The sequence below is a fragment of the Methylobacterium sp. Leaf99 genome (assembly GCF_001422375.1).
Taxonomy (GTDB): Bacteria; Pseudomonadota; Alphaproteobacteria; order Rhizobiales; family Beijerinckiaceae; genus Methylobacterium.
In genome coordinates this window covers 1,282,893-1,297,828 of sequence record NZ_LMMU01000001.1, presented here as the reverse complement: position 1 = coordinate 1,297,828, position 14,936 = coordinate 1,282,893, and the positions used below count along the sequence as shown (strand labels likewise).

Annotated in this window: 18 protein-coding genes; 5 read left to right on the top strand and 13 right to left on the bottom strand. The window is 73.4% G+C overall.

What is annotated here, in order from left to right:
- Positions 1-14: 14 nt before the first annotated feature.
- Positions 15-1,586, bottom strand: a complete 1,572-nt coding sequence (locus ASF28_RS05905; protein ID WP_056088891.1) for a Y-family DNA polymerase — start codon at positions 1,584-1,586, stop codon at positions 15-17.
- Complete coding sequence (locus ASF28_RS05900; RefSeq protein WP_056091287.1) at positions 1,498-2,331, bottom strand: ImuA family protein; 834 nt, start codon at positions 2,329-2,331, stop codon at positions 1,498-1,500. The genes ASF28_RS05905 and ASF28_RS05900 overlap by 89 nt, the downstream gene beginning before the upstream one ends.
- A gap of 264 nt (positions 2,332-2,595) precedes the next feature.
- Here ASF28_RS05900 and ASF28_RS05895 point away from each other — a divergent pair, with 264 nt between their 5' ends.
- On the top strand, positions 2,596-3,423 hold the full coding sequence (locus tag ASF28_RS05895; RefSeq protein ID WP_056088888.1) for a collagen-like protein: 828 nt from the start codon (positions 2,596-2,598) through the stop codon (positions 3,421-3,423).
- 59 nt (positions 3,424-3,482) lie between these two features.
- On the opposite strand, the gene ASF28_RS05890 is transcribed toward ASF28_RS05895, so the two are convergent.
- A complete protein-coding gene (locus tag ASF28_RS05890) occupies positions 3,483-4,706 on the bottom strand; it encodes a TIGR03862 family flavoprotein (protein WP_056088885.1) in 1,224 nt (407 codons plus the stop codon).
- Positions 4,707-4,913: 207 nt separating this feature from the next.
- Between ASF28_RS05890 and ASF28_RS05885 the strand changes: the two genes are divergently transcribed.
- A complete protein-coding gene (locus ASF28_RS05885) occupies positions 4,914-5,921 on the top strand; it encodes a TerC family protein (RefSeq protein ID WP_056088882.1) in 1,008 nt (335 codons plus the stop codon).
- Between the two features lie 21 nt (positions 5,922-5,942).
- Here ASF28_RS05885 and ASF28_RS05880 read toward each other — a convergent pair whose 3' ends face one another.
- The 4 genes from ASF28_RS05880 to ASF28_RS05865 all read right to left on the bottom strand — a co-directional run bounded on the left by ASF28_RS05880 (position 5,943) and on the right by ASF28_RS05865 (position 8,653).
- The gene (locus tag ASF28_RS05880) at positions 5,943-6,659 is read right to left on the bottom strand and encodes a hypothetical protein (RefSeq protein ID WP_056088879.1); all 717 of its coding nucleotides are present in this window, start codon (positions 6,657-6,659) and stop codon (positions 5,943-5,945) included.
- 27 nt (positions 6,660-6,686) lie between these two features.
- Positions 6,687-7,445, bottom strand: a complete 759-nt coding sequence (locus ASF28_RS05875) for an N-acetylmuramoyl-L-alanine amidase (RefSeq protein WP_056088876.1) — start codon at positions 7,443-7,445, stop codon at positions 6,687-6,689.
- Positions 7,442-8,167, bottom strand: coding sequence for a TerB family tellurite resistance protein (locus ASF28_RS05870; RefSeq protein ID WP_056088873.1), 726 nt, complete (start codon positions 8,165-8,167; stop codon positions 7,442-7,444). Before ASF28_RS05870 ends, ASF28_RS05875 begins: the two co-directional genes overlap by 4 nt.
- Before the next feature lie 216 nt (positions 8,168-8,383).
- A complete protein-coding gene (locus ASF28_RS05865; RefSeq protein WP_056088870.1) occupies positions 8,384-8,653 on the bottom strand; it encodes a hypothetical protein in 270 nt (89 codons plus the stop codon).
- Positions 8,654-8,850: 197 nt separating this feature from the next.
- Here ASF28_RS05865 and ASF28_RS05860 point away from each other — a divergent pair, with 197 nt between their 5' ends.
- The gene (locus ASF28_RS05860) at positions 8,851-9,453 is read left to right on the top strand and encodes an urease accessory protein UreE (RefSeq protein WP_056088866.1); all 603 of its coding nucleotides are present in this window, start codon (positions 8,851-8,853) and stop codon (positions 9,451-9,453) included.
- A 43-nt stretch (positions 9,454-9,496) separates the two neighbouring features.
- Positions 9,497-10,495 carry a tRNA dihydrouridine(20/20a) synthase DusA gene (dusA, locus tag ASF28_RS05855; RefSeq protein ID WP_082476020.1) on the top strand — a complete coding sequence of 333 codons (999 nt, stop codon included), beginning with the start codon at positions 9,497-9,499 and terminating at the stop codon, positions 10,493-10,495.
- Here dusA and ASF28_RS05850 read toward each other — a convergent pair.
- The 3 genes from ASF28_RS05850 to cobS form a co-directional block, all read right to left on the bottom strand.
- Complete coding sequence (locus ASF28_RS05850; RefSeq protein WP_056088864.1) at positions 10,492-11,187, bottom strand: retropepsin-like aspartic protease family protein; 696 nt, start codon at positions 11,185-11,187, stop codon at positions 10,492-10,494. The genes dusA and ASF28_RS05850 overlap by 4 nt on opposite strands.
- Positions 11,184-11,432 (bottom strand): DUF1289 domain-containing protein, encoded by a 249-nt coding sequence (locus tag ASF28_RS05845; protein WP_056091281.1) that lies wholly within the window; start codon positions 11,430-11,432, stop codon positions 11,184-11,186. Before ASF28_RS05845 ends, ASF28_RS05850 begins: the two co-directional genes overlap by 4 nt.
- A gap of 61 nt (positions 11,433-11,493) precedes the next feature.
- Positions 11,494-12,318: an adenosylcobinamide-GDP ribazoletransferase gene (gene cobS, locus ASF28_RS05840; protein ID WP_056091279.1), complete on the bottom strand. Its 825-nt coding sequence runs from the start codon at positions 12,316-12,318 to the stop codon at positions 11,494-11,496.
- Positions 12,319-12,432: 114 nt separating this feature from the next.
- Between cobS and cobT the strand changes: the two genes are divergently transcribed.
- The gene (gene cobT, locus ASF28_RS05835; RefSeq protein ID WP_443189710.1) at positions 12,433-13,455 is read left to right on the top strand and encodes a nicotinate-nucleotide--dimethylbenzimidazole phosphoribosyltransferase; all 1,023 of its coding nucleotides are present in this window, start codon (positions 12,433-12,435) and stop codon (positions 13,453-13,455) included.
- Here the strand turns inward: cobT and uraD are convergent.
- The 3 genes from uraD to uraH (ASF28_RS05820) are packed head-to-tail and all read right to left on the bottom strand — an operon-like array spanning position 13,452 to position 14,916.
- The gene (uraD, locus tag ASF28_RS05830) at positions 13,452-13,958 is read right to left on the bottom strand and encodes a 2-oxo-4-hydroxy-4-carboxy-5-ureidoimidazoline decarboxylase (RefSeq protein WP_056088858.1); all 507 of its coding nucleotides are present in this window, start codon (positions 13,956-13,958) and stop codon (positions 13,452-13,454) included. The genes cobT and uraD overlap by 4 nt on opposite strands.
- A gap of 6 nt (positions 13,959-13,964) precedes the next feature.
- A complete protein-coding gene (uraH, locus tag ASF28_RS05825) occupies positions 13,965-14,318 on the bottom strand; it encodes a hydroxyisourate hydrolase (RefSeq protein ID WP_056088855.1) in 354 nt (117 codons plus the stop codon).
- Positions 14,319-14,370: 52 nt separating this feature from the next.
- On the bottom strand, positions 14,371-14,916 hold the full coding sequence (uraH, locus tag ASF28_RS05820; RefSeq protein WP_082476019.1) for a hydroxyisourate hydrolase: 546 nt from the start codon (positions 14,914-14,916) through the stop codon (positions 14,371-14,373).
- Positions 14,917-14,936: the final 20 nt, after the last annotated feature.

Sequence of the window (14,936 nt, the reverse complement as noted above, 5' to 3'; positions counted from 1 at the left end):
CTGGGACGCTGCCCTCACGCGAACATCCCGTGGATGAACCAGCCCGCCGCCTGCGACGGAGTAAGGGTTTGAGCCGGGATAGGGGGTTGCATCGGAAGAGGCGCCTGCCGGTAGACCCACAGGCGCCGGCCGGCCTCGTCCTCGACCACGTAATAGTCGCGGGTGGGGGTGGCCCCCGACCACCATTCCCCGGCGATGCGCTCGGGGCCGTCCGCGTGGGCGACCCGGTGCAGGCGCCGGCGCCAGCGGAAGCGCTGGGGCGGGCCGTCGGGGGCGAGCATGTCCTCGGCCGCCTCGCTGCGGGTGAGGAGGACGAGGGGGCGGAGCAGCCCCGTGCCGGCCCGGACCGGATGGTGCGGGGCGACGCGGGTCACCCGCCACGGTTCGACGGCCTCGGCCCGCTCGGGCACGTGGCTCGCGTGCGGGGCGAGGCGCAGGATGCCGCGCCCCAGGCGCTGGCGCAGGGCATCGGCGAGGCCGGACGCGCTCGCCGCCGCGCGGCCGCCCCCCGAAAAATCCACCTGCCGGGCGGTGATCGGGCCGGTGCCGACGACGTCGAGGCGCACGGTCTCGAAGCCGAAGCCGGCGTCCAGGGCGGGGCCGAGGCGGTCGAGGCGCAGGTCGAGGAGGCGCCCCACCTGGACCGAGCAGCGGGTCGGCTCGCTCAACGCGAGGGCGAGGGTGCGGATCACGCCGTCGACCCGGTGCAGGGTGAGGCGGAGCGCCCGCGCGCCGAGGCCGGCCGCCTCCAGGCGCGGGGCCAGGGTCTCCATGAGGCGCGCCGCCGTGGCGACGATGACGGCCTGATGGCCGATGGGGTCGAGGAACCCGCGCGCGGCACCGAGCGCCGCCGGTTCGTCCAGGGGCACCAGGGGTTCGGGCCGGTGCCCGAGGGCTTGGTCGAGGCGCCGGATCAGCCCCTCGCCGAAGCGTCGGGCCAGGGGCGCGCGGGGGGCGTCCATCAGCTCGCCGATCCGGCGCAGGCCGAGGCGTCCGAGGGTGACGGCCATCTCCGGTTCGATGCGCAGGGCGAGGACGGGCCGGTCGCGCAGGGCGGCGGCCTCGCCGCCGGCCGGCACGAGGCCGCCGGCGCCGTAGCGGGCCAGGGCGAAGGCGCAGCCGGGCGTGCCGGCCAGCGCCATGCGCGCCGGCACGCCGTTGGCGGAGAGCCGCCGGGCGAGGTCGGCCAGGAGTCCGGCCTCGCCGCCGAACAGGTGGCTCGATCCCGCCACGTCGAGGAACAACCCGTCGCGCGCCTCGGCCGCGCCGAAGGCCGCCACGTTCGGCGTGTAGCGCTTGGCCCACAGGCAGAGGCGGTCGAGGGCCGCCGCGTCGGCCTCGGGATCGGACGGATGGACGGAGAGCGGTGTGCTCAGCCGGGCGCGGGCGCGGGCCAGGGGCTCGCCGGGGCGCAGGCCCAGGGCCCGGGCCCGCGCATCGACGGCGGTGAGACGCAGGCCCGTCGCCTCCCCGGCGGCGACCACGAGGGGGGCATCGTCAGGATGGCCCGGCATGAGGCCCGACTGCGCCCGCCTCAGGCGGGTGACCGGCCAATGCTCCAGCCAGACCGAAACGATGCGCGGCATGATCCCACTCCAGAAGCCAATCTCCCGTCCGTCCGTTGCGGCAGCGGTCGAGCCGCACCCGCCAGCACGGCCGCTCGATGCAGCCGAACCGGTCCCGCAGGGCCTTGCCGGCGGCGATCCGCCACCGGGTCGCAGCCACGTTCGGGCTGTCCGCCCCCGCCGGGCGCAGCACGAGGAGCAGCCCGTTCGTGCGCCCTCCGGCCAGATGCAGCCGCCGGCTCTGCGTCAGGGGCAGGCCGGCATCGACCAGACCCGCCACCGCCGCCAATCCCCCGGCGCCGGAGGCCAGTCCCTCGCCGGACAGGCCCCCGGCGCGCAGGGCCTCCTCCAGGGCGCGATAGGCGTCGGTGTCGCTGGCCGCCTCGAACAGGAGCAGCCGCCCGGGGTCGAGGCCGAGGCCGGCGAGCCCGTGGCCGTAGGGCATCGGATGCCCCCTCGCGATGACCAGGAGGGCATCGCCCGCGACCTCGGCGAGGCGCCGGGCGACGAGGGCGAGGGCGAAACCGAGGGCCGCCGCCTCGTCGCCCTCGGCCTCGGGGGCGACCTCGTGCAGGTGGCCGAGGCCGAGGCCGCCGCCGGGCAGGCGCCCATCGACGGCGTGGACCCCGAACGACAGGATTTTTCGCGGGGCGGCCTGCCCATCGTGGAGCGCGACCCGTGCACGCAGGGCCGCGAGCCGCGTGCTGACATCGCCACCCTCGCGGGGGGCTGCGTCCGGTCGGCGGGCGGGGGGGGTAGGCGTCATCCGGGCGCTCCATGGCCGGAGATTAAGAACAAAACAGGAACATATTCAACCGATTTCCGGCGGCGGTGCGATCGGCCTGCGACCTCCCGGCATTCCGTCCCCGTCGCCAGGGGCTTGGCCTGTGGAGAGCTGTGGGCGGGCGGCCCGATGCGCCGAAGCTTCGAGCCCCCCTGCGGTTAACCACATCGCTTGACCCTGGGGGGCGGGCAGGGCAGCACTCGTGGCCGCCGCGCACGAGACGCGGGATCAGCCGGGAGAGTCTACATGCGCCTCGATCGCGTCCTCGTGGTCCTGTCGGGCCTGTTCGTGTGTGCCGGGACCGCTTCGGCCCAGGCCCAGCAGGCCAAGCCCCGCCGGGCGCAGGCACCGGTCCAGCCGATCCAGGTCTACGACGCGCGCTTCGAGAACGGGGACCTGCGCATCTCCGGCAGCGTGCGCAAACCCGGCCTCACCGTGATCCTCGACGAGGACATCTCCGTCATCGCCGACAGCCGCGGCCGCTTCGTCTTCCGCCTGCCCCACATGCCGCACAACTGCGTCGCGACCCTGAAGGCGGGCGAGGACGAGCGCGAGGCCGTGGTGTCCAATTGCGGCCCCGTCGGCCAGACCGGCCCCAAGGGCGAGTCCGGGGCCAAGGGCGAGGCGGGTGCCAAGGGCGAAGACGGCGCCACCGGACCGCAGGGCGCCGCCGGCCTGCAGGGCCCGCCCGGTCCGCAGGGCGCCGCCGGTCCCAAGGGCGAGGCGGGTGCCAAGGGCGAGACCGGTGCCAAGGGCGACGCTGGTCCCAAGGGCGACGCTGGTGCGAAGGGTGAGGCCGGCGCGAAGGGCGAAGTGGGCGCGAAGGGCGCGACCGGCCCGGCGGGTCCCCAGGGACCGGCCGGCGTGACGGGTCTGGCGGCCGCGCCGTCGCCGTTCCGGGTGCTGCGTCCCGAATCCTGCCCGGCCGGCGGCTGCGCCGTGACCTGCGAGACCGGCGAGACCCTGGTCTCGGCCTATTGCCTGCCGACCGGCAGCGCCACCATGAGCCGGGGCACGGGTGCGTCGTGTCCGTCCGAGAGCCAGGGTCTGGTGGCCGTCTGCGGCCGACTCTGAGCCCACTTCGCGGCGCGGCGCCACGACCGCGGCGCGGCGGTCGTCCGCCGGACTTCACATCAGCGCCGCGCCATCCAGGCGCGCATCCCCTCCCCCGCCGCCCGGCCGCTGGCGAAGGCACCCTGGAGCAGGTAGCCGCCCGTGGGGGCGTCCCAGTCGAGCATCTCGCCGGCGACGAAGGTGCCGGGGCGGGCGCTCAGCATGAAGCCGTCGTCGATCTGCCCGAACGGCACCCCGCCGGCCGACGAGATCGCCCGTTCGATGGGGCGCGGGGCCAGGAGGCGCAGGGGCGCGGCCTTGATGAGGGCGGCGAGGGCCGCCGCCTCGCCGGGGAGCGCCTGTCCCGCCGCCTCGCGCAGGAACCCCGCCGCCACGGGCGAGAGCCCGGCGGCCTTGCGCAGGCGGTTGGCGAGGGATTCGCCCGGTCTGGTCTTGCCCAGGGCCAGGGCCAGGGCGCCCTCCGGGAGGTCGGGGCGCAGGTCGAGGGTGATGGCGATCCCCGGCCCATGGGCCAGGGCCGTCCGGATCGCGTGGGACGCGGCGTAGAGCGCGCCGCCCTCGATCCCCCCGGCGGTGATCATCGCCTCGCCGCGGACCCGGTGATCGCCCACGCTCAGGGCGATGCGCTTGAGGGGCTGGCCGGCGAAGCGCTCGGAGAACACCGGCGACCAATCGACGGAGAAGCCGACATTGGAGGCCCGGAGGGGCGTCACCGGGATGCCCCGGCCCTCCAGCACCGGCACCCAGGCGCCGTCCGAGCCGAGGCGGGGCCAGCTCGCGCCCCCGAGCGCCAGGAGCAGGGCGGCGGGACGGGCCTCGACCCGGCCCTCCGGCGTCTCGAACCGGACCGCGCCCGTCTCCGACCAGCCGACGAAGCGGTGGCGGGTGCGGAGGGTGACGCCGAGACCGTCGAGGCGCGCGAGCCAGGCCCGCAGCAGGGGCGAGGCCTTGAAGCTGTCCGGAAACACCCGGCCGCTCGACCCGACGAAGGTCGGCTGGCCGAGATCGGTGCACCACGCCCGCAGGGCCTCGGGGGGAAAACGCTCGATGGCCCCGGCGAGCGCCCCGCCGGGGGGGTGATAGCGACCGAGGAATTCGGGCAGCGCCTCGGAATGCGTCAGGTTGAGGCCGCCGCGCCCGGCGATGAGAAGTTTTCGCGATGGCGACGGCATCCGGTCGTAGACGGTCACGGCGTGGCCGGCCCGCGCCAGCACCTCCGCCGCCATCAGCCCGGCCGGGCCGCCGCCGATCACCGCCGGGCCGTTCTCAGGGTGTCCCGTCATGCGAGCTCCGCGCGACCGTCCAGGGATCGCGACCCCGGCAAGGCCGTCGCGCGGGTGTCCCTGTCAAGCGCCGCCCTTGATTCGCGTGTCCCCTGGCCCCAACTCCGGCCCATCGGCTGCGGGCCCCTCTGGCGGGATGCTCTGTGATGCGTTCCGTGATGTCGGAGCCGATGCTTTCTCTCCTCAAGAAGCATCGACGGTCCGCGCATGGAACTTCTCACCTATGAATGGCTCGGCAAGCCGGTCTGGATGTGGCTCGGCTTCCACGCCCTGATCGCGGGCCTCCTCGCCTTCGACCTCGGCCTGCTGCACAAGGACAAGAACCACGAGATCGGCGTGAAGGAGAGCCTGCTCCTCACGGCGTTCTACTTCAGCCTCGGCCTCGTCTTCGGCGGCTGGGTGTGGTGGTACCTCGGACCGCAGGCGGGCCAGGAATACGTGGCCGGCCTCGTGGTCGAGAAGTCGCTGTCCATGGACAACGTCTTCGTCATCGCCGTCATCCTCACGGCCCTCAACATCCCGCGCGCGGCCCAGCACCGGGTGCTGGTCTGGGGCATCCTCGCCGCCGTGCTCCTGCGCGGGCTGATGATCGGGCTCGGGGCCGCCCTGGTGCATCAGGCCGCCTGGGTGCTGTCGATCTTCGCCGCCTTCCTCATCTTCGCCGGCCTGAAGATGCTGTTCTCGAAGGAGGAGGAGCCCGGCGACATCAACGAGAACCGGGTGGTCCGCTACCTCCAGAAGGCCCTGCGCATCACGCCCGAGCTGCACGGCCAGCGCTTCGTCGTGCGCAAACCCGATCCGAAGACCGGCAAGCTCGCCCTGTGGCTGACGCCCATGGCCCTGGCCCTCATCCTCGTGAACGGCGCCGACGTGATCTTCGCCGTCGACAGCGTGCCGGCGATCTTCGCCATCACCACCGACACCTTCGTGGTCTACACCTCGAACATCTTCGCCATCCTCGGCCTGCGCGCGCTCTACTTCGCCCTGGCCGCCATGGTGGATCGCTTCGCCTACCTCAAGACGGCGCTCGCCTTCATCCTGATCTTCATCGGCACCAAGATCGTGGTCGCCGACACGTTCGACCTCGTCCACGTGCCGGCCTGGGTGTCCCTCGCCGTCACCGTGGTGCTGCTGGTGGCCGGCGTCAGCTACAGCCTGTGGCGCACGCGGGGTGCGTCTTCGGAGGCGGAGAAGGCCGAGGCGCACCACGCCTGAGGGGAGGGGGCGCCGCCCGCCTCAACCTTTTCGGCCGTAGAGGCCCGTGAAGGTGACGTTCATGCCGCCGCAGCCCGCGTTGCTCTGGGCCTGCAGGAAGGGCGGGACGAGGCGCAGGCGGACCTGGCAGGCGGAATCGTCGGAATGCCCGTAGGGCTGCGTCGGGCCGCCATCCGCCGCTTCGGTGAAGCCGAGATTCGCCCCCGTCGGCTGCGCCGTGGCCTGGAACTGACCGATATTGACACCCCCCCGCCGCACGCGCTCCGGGTCCTGCGCCCCGTAGGTGGCCTCGCCGACGAGGACGAGACTGTCGCCCTTGGCCACGATGGTGATGGTCTGCTCCGGTCCGCTCGTCCAGGTCCCGACCCAGTCGGCGAGACCGGGATTCGTCGGCGGCTCGGTCTTGAGGGCGGCTTGCGGGATCCATCCGCTGCGGGTCGCGCCCTTGGCGCCGCGATAGGTGGCGCAGGCGAAATCCCGCAGGGTGCCGTTCACCAGCACCCGGTTGCCCGCCACCAGATAGGCCGCCTCGCGGCACGCCGCCTGCGCCGACGGGCAGGCCTTGTCCTGCCAGGTTGATTTCACGAAGGGGACGCGCTCGGGCGCGATCACCGTGGCGAGATGGGCCGGCTGCGTGAAGTCGGGGCCGTCCTGACACGTACCAGCGGGCTCCGCCCAGGCCGCCGGGGCGAGGACAACGAGGCCGAGCAGGCCGATGGTCAGAAAGCGGGACAGCATGAGGCCTTCCTCGGGTGGTTTCGCGGCTCAGCCCCGACCCGGCAGGGCGGCGATGAGGTCGCGCAGGGTCGTGATGGTGGAGGCATCCGCCACTCCGTCCACCCGGGCGGGGCGGAAGTGGCGCTGGAACGCGGTGACCACGGCCCTTGTCCGGGCATCGAAGGCCCCGGTCACGGGCAGGTCGTAGCCGTAGAGGGAAAACATCGCCTGGAGCGCCTCGATGGGCTGGCCCGAATCCCCCTGCGAAAAGAAGCGCCCGTCGCGGATCGGCGTCGGCGTCACCCAATGGCCGATCCCGGCCCGCGCCAGGGCGTCCCACGAAAAATGCTCGCCGGGGTCCTCCTTGCGCTCGGGCGCGATGTCGGAATGGGCGAGCACCCGGTGGGCGGGGATGCTCCAGCGCCCGGTGAGATCGCCGCAGAGGGCGATCACCGAGGCGACCTGCGCCGCCGGATAGGCCGGCAGGCCGCCGGCATGGCCGGCGTTGACGATCTCGATCCCGAGGGACCGGGAGTTGATGTCGGTGATCCCGGCCCAGGAGCCCCGGCCCGCGTGCCAGGCCCGGCGGCCCTCGGGCACCATCTGCACCACGCGCCCGTCCTCCAGCACCACGTAATGGGCCGAGACCTCCGCCACGGGGTTGGCGAGTCGCTGCAGGGCGGCCGCCGCACTCTCCATGCCGGTGTAGTGCAGGATCAGCAGGTCGACGGGGCCGCTGCGGCGCTCGCCGTGGTTGGGCGAGGGGTGGACGGAGGTGGCGAGCGGGCTCTCGGGATTCGGCTTCATCGCAACCCTCGCTCGGCGGAAATCCGGTCGTAGGCCGCGTTGATGGCGGCCAGGCGCCGGGTGGCGATGGTCACGGCCTCGGGCGGCAGGCCGCGCGCCATGGCCCGGTCGGGGTGGTTCTCGATCACCAGGGCGCGGTGGGCCGCCTTGAGGGCGGCGTCGTCGACATCGTGGTCGAGGCCGAGCACGGCGTAGGGATCGTCCGCCAGGCTGACGTGGCGGGCGGCGATGCGCCGGAAGGCGGCCTCGTCGAAGCCGAAGGTCTCGGCCACGGCGCGCAGGTAGCGCTCCTCGGCCTCATGGATCGCCCCGTCGGCCTTGGCGATGTGGAACAGGCCGTCGAGGACGTCCTCGAGCAGGCCAGGCTCGTCGTGGAAGGTGCCGGCGAGCTGCCGGGCATAGGCCTCGAAGCCGTTGGACGTGCCCTTGGCGAGATCGAACAGGCGCTGGACCCCAGCGCGCTCGCGCTCGCCCACCTGCACGACTTGGGCGAACGCCTCGATCTCGGATGGGGTCACCACGCCGTCGGATTTCGCCATCTTGGCGGCCAAAGCCACGAGGCCGGTGGTGAACACCACGTCGCGGGGCGTGGTCCCGAACAGGGCGCCCTCGCGATCGACGAGGAAATGGCCCGCGACCCCGCCGACCAGCCCGCCGATGGGCCCGCCGACGGCGAGGCCGAGACCCGCACCTCCGAGTTTGCCCCAGATCCCGATGCTCATCAGGCGGACCTCGCGGCCGGGCGCGGCAGGGGAGGGACGGGGAGCGGGGGCATCGGGCGGCCGGCGGGTGAGGTGTCGCGAGGCGTTCTTATACCGGAGGGGTTTCGCGATGCGAGGGGGCATGCCCAAACGAAGGAAGGGTCGGGGCGTGTGCCCCGACCCTTCCCGCACCGCGTATCCGCCGCGCCCGGAGGCGCGGCATCCCGTCAAAAAAACTCAGCGGCAGTACACGTCGCCGTAGGCGTCGCGGTAGGTGCCGTAGGGGCAGCGCGGGGCGGTGGAGGCGCCCACGATGGCGCCGCCGGCGCCGCCGATGGCCGCACCCGCCAGAGCGCCGCCGGCCCGGCCGGTCGCCGCGCCGCCGATGGCCGCACCCGCCAGGGCACCGAGACCGGCGCCGCCGAGCGCGCGATCCTCGGGGGTGTTGCAGGCGCCGAGCGACAGGGCGAGGGCCCCGGCGAGGGTGGCGGCGATGAGCTTCTTCATGATGCGAGACTCCCGTAGGCGTGGTGATGTCCGGTCTTGAGCCGGTCCGAAGCGAGACTTGAGCTTAGCTATTCCGCTCAAGGAATGCACGCGGTACGGCTAAGGTTCCCGCCGTGGGGGCGGTACGGCCGAGTTTTCGCCGGCTTTCCGTTCGCGGCCGAAATCCGGTAGGGGTGTGGCCTGTCCGAGAGGTTTTCATGCTGCGCGCCACCACCCTGATCCGCAAAGCCGCCGTCCGCGCCGACGCCGTGGTCGATCGCGTCACCCTCGACCATGCCGCCCGCCAGGCCCCGCCCGCGACCCTGACGGGGGCGGGCGGCCTCGGCTTCACCCCGGCGCTGGCCAAGGCGGCGTCCCTCGAGGACGGCGACGCCCTGCGGCTGGAGGACGGCCGCCTGATCCTCGTGGAGGCGGCGGCCGAAGCCCTCCTGGAGGTGCGCGCCACCAACCCCGCCCGCCTCCTGCGCCTCGCCTGGCAGCTCGGCGGCAGCCACGTCCCGGCCGAGATCGCGGCGGAGGTTCTCTACGTTCCAGCCTCCGCCGCCGAACTCGTGCGCGGTCAGGGCTGCGCCGCGACCCCCGTCACCCGCGCCTTCAAGCCGGAGCGCGAGGCGCACGATCACAGCCAGTGCGGGCACGATCATTCGCACGATCACGGGCCTTCCCACGCGGATCACGGCCCCGCCCATTCGCACGAGCACGCCCAAGAACATACGCATGACCATGGGCATTCCCACGGCCACGCTCATGACCACGCCCCCGGCCATGTGCACGGACCGGACTGCAAGCACGATCACTGACCGCCGCGTTGAAGCTTCCGCGCTCGACCGCTATGTCGGCGCGATGACGCCCGACGACCTGCGCTTCTCCATTGCACCCATGATGGACTGGACCGACCGGTACTGCCGGGCGTTCCACCGCACCCTGTCGCGGCGCGCCCGGCTCTACACCGAGATGGTCACCACCGGCGCCGTGCTGCACGGCCCGCGCGACCGACTCCTCGCCTTCGCGCCGGCGGAGCATCCCGTGGCAGTGCAGCTCGGCGGGTCGAACCCGGCCGATCTGGCGCAGGCCGCGCGGATCGCCGAAGGGTTCGGCTACGACGAGGTCAACCTCAATGTCGGGTGCCCGTCGGACCGGGTGCAGGACGGGCGCTTCGGCGCCTGCCTCATGCGCGAGCCCGCATTGGTGGCCGACTGCGTCGCCGCCATGAAGGCCGCCGCGGGTGTGCCCGTCACGGTGAAGTGCCGCATCGGCGTCGACGACCAGGACACCGAGCTCGCCCTCGACGCGCTGACGCAGGCCGTGATCGCGGCCGGGGTCGACGGCCTCGTCGTCCATGCCCGCAAGGCGTGGCTCCAGGGCCTGTCGCCGAAGGAGAACCGCGACGTGCCGCCCCTCGACTACAATCGGGTGGCGCGGCTGAAGCGCGCTTATCCGGGGCTGCCCATCGCCATCAACGGCGGCATCGCGACGGTCGCGGACGCCAAGGCGCAGCTCACCCAGGTCGACGGCGTGATGATCGGGCGCGCCGCCTACGGCGACCCGGCGATCCTCCTCGACGTCGATCCGGTGCTGTTCGGGGAGGCGGCCCCCGTGGCCGACGCTTACACAGCCGCGGAGGCGTTCGTGCCGGCACTCGCCGATTTCCTGCAGGAAGGCGTGCGCCTGCACGGGGTGACCCGGCACATGCTCGGCCTGTTCAACGGCCGCCCCGGCGCGCGGGCCTATCGCCGCCACCTCTCGACCCGGGGCCTCGACCCGGAGGCGGGCGTCGAGACCCTGCGGGAGGCCGTGGCCCTCGTCGCGCGGGCGGAGGCCGAGCGCGATCAGGCGGCCTAAGACCCGCGCAGGATCAGCCGGTCGCCGCGCACCTCGAAGCCGGACAGGCGGTCGAGGAAGCTCATGCCGAGCAGGTTGTCGCGCAGGGCGCCGGGCCGGCTGACCAGGGCCGGGACGCGGCGCTCCACGAGGGTGCCGACGCGGATCGAGTCGAGGAAGGCCGGGGCCGCCATAGTGGTGCCGTTGGCGGTGGAGACCCGCACCCCGAACTCCGATTCCGCCGGCCGGATGCCCAAAGCCGCCGCCGTCTCGGCGGTGAGCACCACGGAGCTCGCGCCCGTATCGAACTGGAAGCCGTGGGCCTGGCCGTTGACCTCGGCGCGGACGTGGAAGTCGCCGCCGGCCCGACGGGTGATGGTCACGCTGCCGTCGTCTCCAACCACGGCGCTGCCTGGCCGCACGGCGCCCATCAGCCGCGCCCCCACGGTCCGGGCCTCGTCGCGGTAGGCGTAACTGGCGACCAGGGCGAGGGCGAGGGCGCCCCAGATCAGCGCCGCGCGCACGTTCGCCCCGAGATTGCCGCGGAACTGGTGCCAGAACCCGGCGGCGATGACGGCGAGCAGGCTGCCGCTGATGGCGAGACTCGCGAGCTGGTCCGGCTCCAGGCCGACGACGCTCCGGCTGTCGTGTGAGAAGATCAGCACCGCCAACACGAGGCCGAGGGCGGCGAGGGCCAGACCGGGGACGCTCACGGGGCGACCCGGTTCGGGAAGGCACGGTGTGGAAACGCCTGGTGCAGGCGCTCGGGCAGACCCGCCATCACCGCCTGCCGCTGGGGCTCCGTCATCGAGCCCCACAGGGCGATCTCGTTGCGCGTGCGCCCGCAGCCCTCGCACAGGCCCGAGACCGCATCGAGCAGGCAGGTCTTGTTGCAGGGGCTCGAGGGCTTTGGGCTCGAGAGCTTCGGGCTCGAAAATTTCGGGGCGGCCTGGATCATCCCGGCGTTCATGCCAGCCGGGGTGCCGGGGGATCAAGCCCGGATGGCGTCGCGGACACCATCAGGCCGGCACCGCCGCCACGAGCCCGAGGAGGGCGGCGATCTCGGCCACCTGCTGGCAGGCGCCGATGACATCGCCGGTCTGGCCGCCGATCCGGCGCCGGGCCAGCGCCGTCACCGCCAGGGCGCCGAGGCCGGAGAGAACCAGCATCAGGACGATTCCGCCGAAGGGCAGGCCGAGGAGCGCGGCCAGGAGAGCGAGGGCGAAGGCGAGGGTACCCGCCACCATCAAGGCGGGGTGCCCGGGGCGGCCCACGGCGGCGGCGGCGCCGTCGCGGCGGGCGGGATCGAGCAGCACCATCGGGGCGAGGGCGGCGGTGCGCGACAGGGCGGCGGCGAGGACCAGGGCGACGGCCGCGCCGGCGTCGACCCGGTCGAGGAGGGTGGCGAGCGCCCCGATGCGCAGGGCCAGGGCCAGGACCAGGGCGACGCCGCCATAGGCGCCGATGCGGCTGTCGCGCATGATCTCCAGGCGCCGCTCGCGGGTGGTGCCGCCGCCGAACCCGTCGGCGACGTCGGCGAGGCCGTCCTCGTGCAGGGCGCCTGTGATCAGGACGCCCGTGGCGACCGCCAGGGTCGCGGCCAGGAACGGCCCGAGGCCGAGCCCCCAGGCGGCGAGCAGCACCAGGGCGCCGGGCAGCGCCAGGACGAGGCCGGCCAGCGGCAGCATCCGGGGCACGCGGGTGAAATCCGGCGGGGCGTGCGGGTCGCCCTCGCCGGGCAGGGCCGGCACGGGCAGGCGCGAGTAGAACCGCAGGCACGCGGCCCCGTCGTAGGCGAGCCCCGCCCCCGGAAAGGCCGGCTCGTCCGGACGCTCGGAGTCCATCGCCACAACCCCCGCCTTCACCGCCATCCCGGCGCCCGTTATAGCTCCGGCGACAGGCGGTCCGCCATCCCGGCGCGGCGGCCGCCCCCGGATTCGTGCCCCATGTCAGATCCCATGTCAGACGAGACCCCGTTCGCCGACATCCGCCGCCTCATCACCGGCTTGCCGGGGCCGGACCGGGACGCCGTCGCCATGGTGGCCGAGCGCGACGCCACCCTGACGAAGCCCACGGGCTCCCTCGGGCGCCTCGAACACCTCGTCGCCTGGCTCGCCGCCTGGCAGGGCAAGGGCCAGCCCAGCCTCGACCGGCCCCTGGTCTGCGTCTTCGCCGGCAGCCACGGCGTCGCGGCGCGGGGCGTCTCGGCCTATCCGGCGGAGGTGAACCGGCAGATGCTCGAAAACTTCGCCGCCGGCGGGGGGGCGATCAACCAGATCTGCGCCGCCTACGGCCTCGGCTTCAAGGTGTTCGACCTCGCCATCGATCTCCCCACCGGCGACATCACGACGGGCCCGGCCTTCGACGAGAAGGCCTGCGTCGCCACCATGGCGTTCGGCATGGAGGCGGTGGCCGCCGGCACCGATTGCCTGGCGGTCGGCGAGATGGGCATCGGCAACACCACCGTGGCGGCGGCGATCTACGCCGCCCTCTACGGCGGCGCGCCGGCCCACTGGGTCGGGCGCGGCACGGGGGTGGACGAGGCGGGCCTCGCCCGTAAGGTCGCGGCCGTGGAGGCGGCGCTCGCCCACCATGCCGGCCACCTCGATGACCCCCTGGAGATCCTGGCCCGCCTCGGCGGCCGGGAGATCGCGGCCATCGCCGGGGCGATCCTCGCCGCGCGCCTGCAGCGGGTGCCGGTGGTCCTCGACGGCTACGTCGCCACCGCCGCCGCCGCGATCCTGCATGCCCTCGATCCGTCGCTCCTCGACCATTGCCTCGCCGGCCACGTCTCGGCCGAGGGTGCCCATGCCGACGTGCTGGAGCGCCTCGGCCTCGTGCCGCTCCTGGCGCTGGGCATGCGGCTCGGCGAGGGCTCCGGCGCGGCCCTGGCGGTGGGCCTCCTCAAGGGCGCGCTCGCCTGCCACCGCGACATGGCGACCTTCGCCCAGGCCGGCGTCTCTGAGCGCTCGGCGGGTTAGCTGATCAGGCGGTCGAGGCGCATCCGGGTGATCAGGGCGATCTCCTCAACGGCGGTCGCCTCCTCCGCCGCCCGGTCCCGCAGCACGCGCGCTTCGAAGATCCGAAGGATCTCGGCCCGGTCGCGGCCCCGCACGGCGACGATGAACGGAAACCCGAATTTTTCGCGGTAGGCGGCGTTCAGGCCGTCAAAGGCGTCCGCGTCGGCCTGGGGCATGCGGTCGAGGGCGGCGCTGCCCTGCTCGCTCGCCGAATCGGCGGTCATGCTGCGCGCCCGTGCCTCCGGGCCGGCGAGCTCCGGATGCCCGTTGAGGAAGGCCCGGCGCTCTTCCGTCGAGGCTCCCCGCACCATGCCCATCATCGCCGCGTGAAGATCGGCGACGCCGGAAAAGGGCCGGGCCGGAAACGCGCCCTCGGCGACCCAGGCGGCATGCTCGAACACGCCGCCCAGCAGGGCGACGAAGTCTGCGCGGTCGAGGTGGTTCAGGGTGGCGAGGTCCGTCATTGGGTCTCAGCTTCCCCGATAGGTCGTGCAGTTGCCGGGCGTGCACAGCATCGGCACGTGGTAGTGCTGCTTCACGTCGGAGACCGAGAAGCGCACCACCGGGTTGTCGACGAAGATGTCGGCCTCGGTCACGCCGGGCTTCGTCTTGAGATAGGCGTCGATGTGGAATTCGAGCTGGTACTGGCCCGCCCTGGCCTCGTCGCCGGGCAGGATCGGCTTGTCGGTGCGCCCGTCCGCGTTGGTGACGACGGATTTGACGAGGCGCCACGCGCCGCCCTCCATCATCGAGAACTCGATGCGCACCCCGGGGGCGGGGCGGCCGCGATCCGCGTCGAGGACGTGTGTGGTGATGCCGGCCATGGGGGCTCGCTGCTTCGAGGAAGACTTCGGGGAAGGGTCGGGCGCGGGGGCGTCAGCTGCCGCGGTAGTAGGAATAGCCCCACGGCGTGAACAGCACCGGCAGGTGGTAGCGCTGGCTCGCGTCGCGGATGACGAAGCGCACGGGCACGAGGCCGAGGAAGTTCGGGCTCGGCAGGGTGGCGCCGGTCTTCGCGAAGTAGTCCTCGAAGTGCATGAGCAACTCGTAGTGGCCGGCCTTCAGGGCGTCCTCCAGCAGGAGCGGCTCGGCCGTGCGGCCGTTGGCACCCGTGGTGACGGTCTTGATCGGCCGATAGGCATCGCCCTCGCGGATGGAGAGGTCGCAGATCATGCCCGCGCCGGGCGTGCCGTGGAAATTGTCGATGGCGTGCAGGGTCAGGCGCGGCCCGAGGCCGGCCTGGACCACCGGCGCCGTGGTCAGGGCGCCGGGCTGGGACGGGCTCGCCGGGGGCGGCCCCGCCTGCGCCAGGGCGCCGGGCGCGACGGCCATGGCGGCGCCGCCGATCCCGGCGCCGACGAGGCCGCGGCGCGTCAGGGCATGTCGATCCGGTTCACGCCGATCCCATTCTTGTCGATTCATGAGGAACTCCTTGGGGCGTG

Coding starts and splice junctions, on each gene's coding strand:
- ASF28_RS05905 (WP_056088891.1), bottom strand. CDS start 1,586: ATGCCGCGCATCGTTTCGGTCTGGCTGGAGCATTGGCCGGTCACCCGC.
- ASF28_RS05900 (WP_056091287.1), bottom strand. CDS start 2,331: ATGACGCCTACCCCCCCCGCCCGCCGACCGGACGCAGCCCCCCGCGAG.
- ASF28_RS05895 (WP_056088888.1), top strand. CDS start 2,596: ATGCGCCTCGATCGCGTCCTCGTGGTCCTGTCGGGCCTGTTCGTGTGT.
- ASF28_RS05890 (WP_056088885.1), bottom strand. CDS start 4,706: ATGACGGGACACCCTGAGAACGGCCCGGCGGTGATCGGCGGCGGCCCG.
- ASF28_RS05885 (WP_056088882.1), top strand. CDS start 4,914: ATGGAACTTCTCACCTATGAATGGCTCGGCAAGCCGGTCTGGATGTGG.
- ASF28_RS05880 (WP_056088879.1), bottom strand. CDS start 6,659: ATGCTGTCCCGCTTTCTGACCATCGGCCTGCTCGGCCTCGTTGTCCTC.
- ASF28_RS05875 (WP_056088876.1), bottom strand. CDS start 7,445: ATGAAGCCGAATCCCGAGAGCCCGCTCGCCACCTCCGTCCACCCCTCG.
- ASF28_RS05870 (WP_056088873.1), bottom strand. CDS start 8,167: ATGAGCATCGGGATCTGGGGCAAACTCGGAGGTGCGGGTCTCGGCCTC.
- ASF28_RS05865 (WP_056088870.1), bottom strand. CDS start 8,653: ATGAAGAAGCTCATCGCCGCCACCCTCGCCGGGGCCCTCGCCCTGTCG.
- ASF28_RS05860 (WP_056088866.1), top strand. CDS start 8,851: ATGCTGCGCGCCACCACCCTGATCCGCAAAGCCGCCGTCCGCGCCGAC.
- dusA (WP_082476020.1), top strand. CDS start 9,497: ATGACGCCCGACGACCTGCGCTTCTCCATTGCACCCATGATGGACTGG.
- ASF28_RS05845 (WP_056091281.1), bottom strand. CDS start 11,432: ATGATCCAGGCCGCCCCGAAATTTTCGAGCCCGAAGCTCTCGAGCCCA.
- cobS (WP_056091279.1), bottom strand. CDS start 12,318: ATGGACTCCGAGCGTCCGGACGAGCCGGCCTTTCCGGGGGCGGGGCTC.
- cobT (WP_443189710.1), top strand. CDS start 12,433: ATGTCAGACGAGACCCCGTTCGCCGACATCCGCCGCCTCATCACCGGC.
- uraD (WP_056088858.1), bottom strand. CDS start 13,958: ATGACGGACCTCGCCACCCTGAACCACCTCGACCGCGCAGACTTCGTC.
- uraH (WP_056088855.1), bottom strand. CDS start 14,318: ATGGCCGGCATCACCACACACGTCCTCGACGCGGATCGCGGCCGCCCC.
- uraH (WP_082476019.1), bottom strand. CDS start 14,916: ATGAATCGACAAGAATGGGATCGGCGTGAACCGGATCGACATGCCCTG.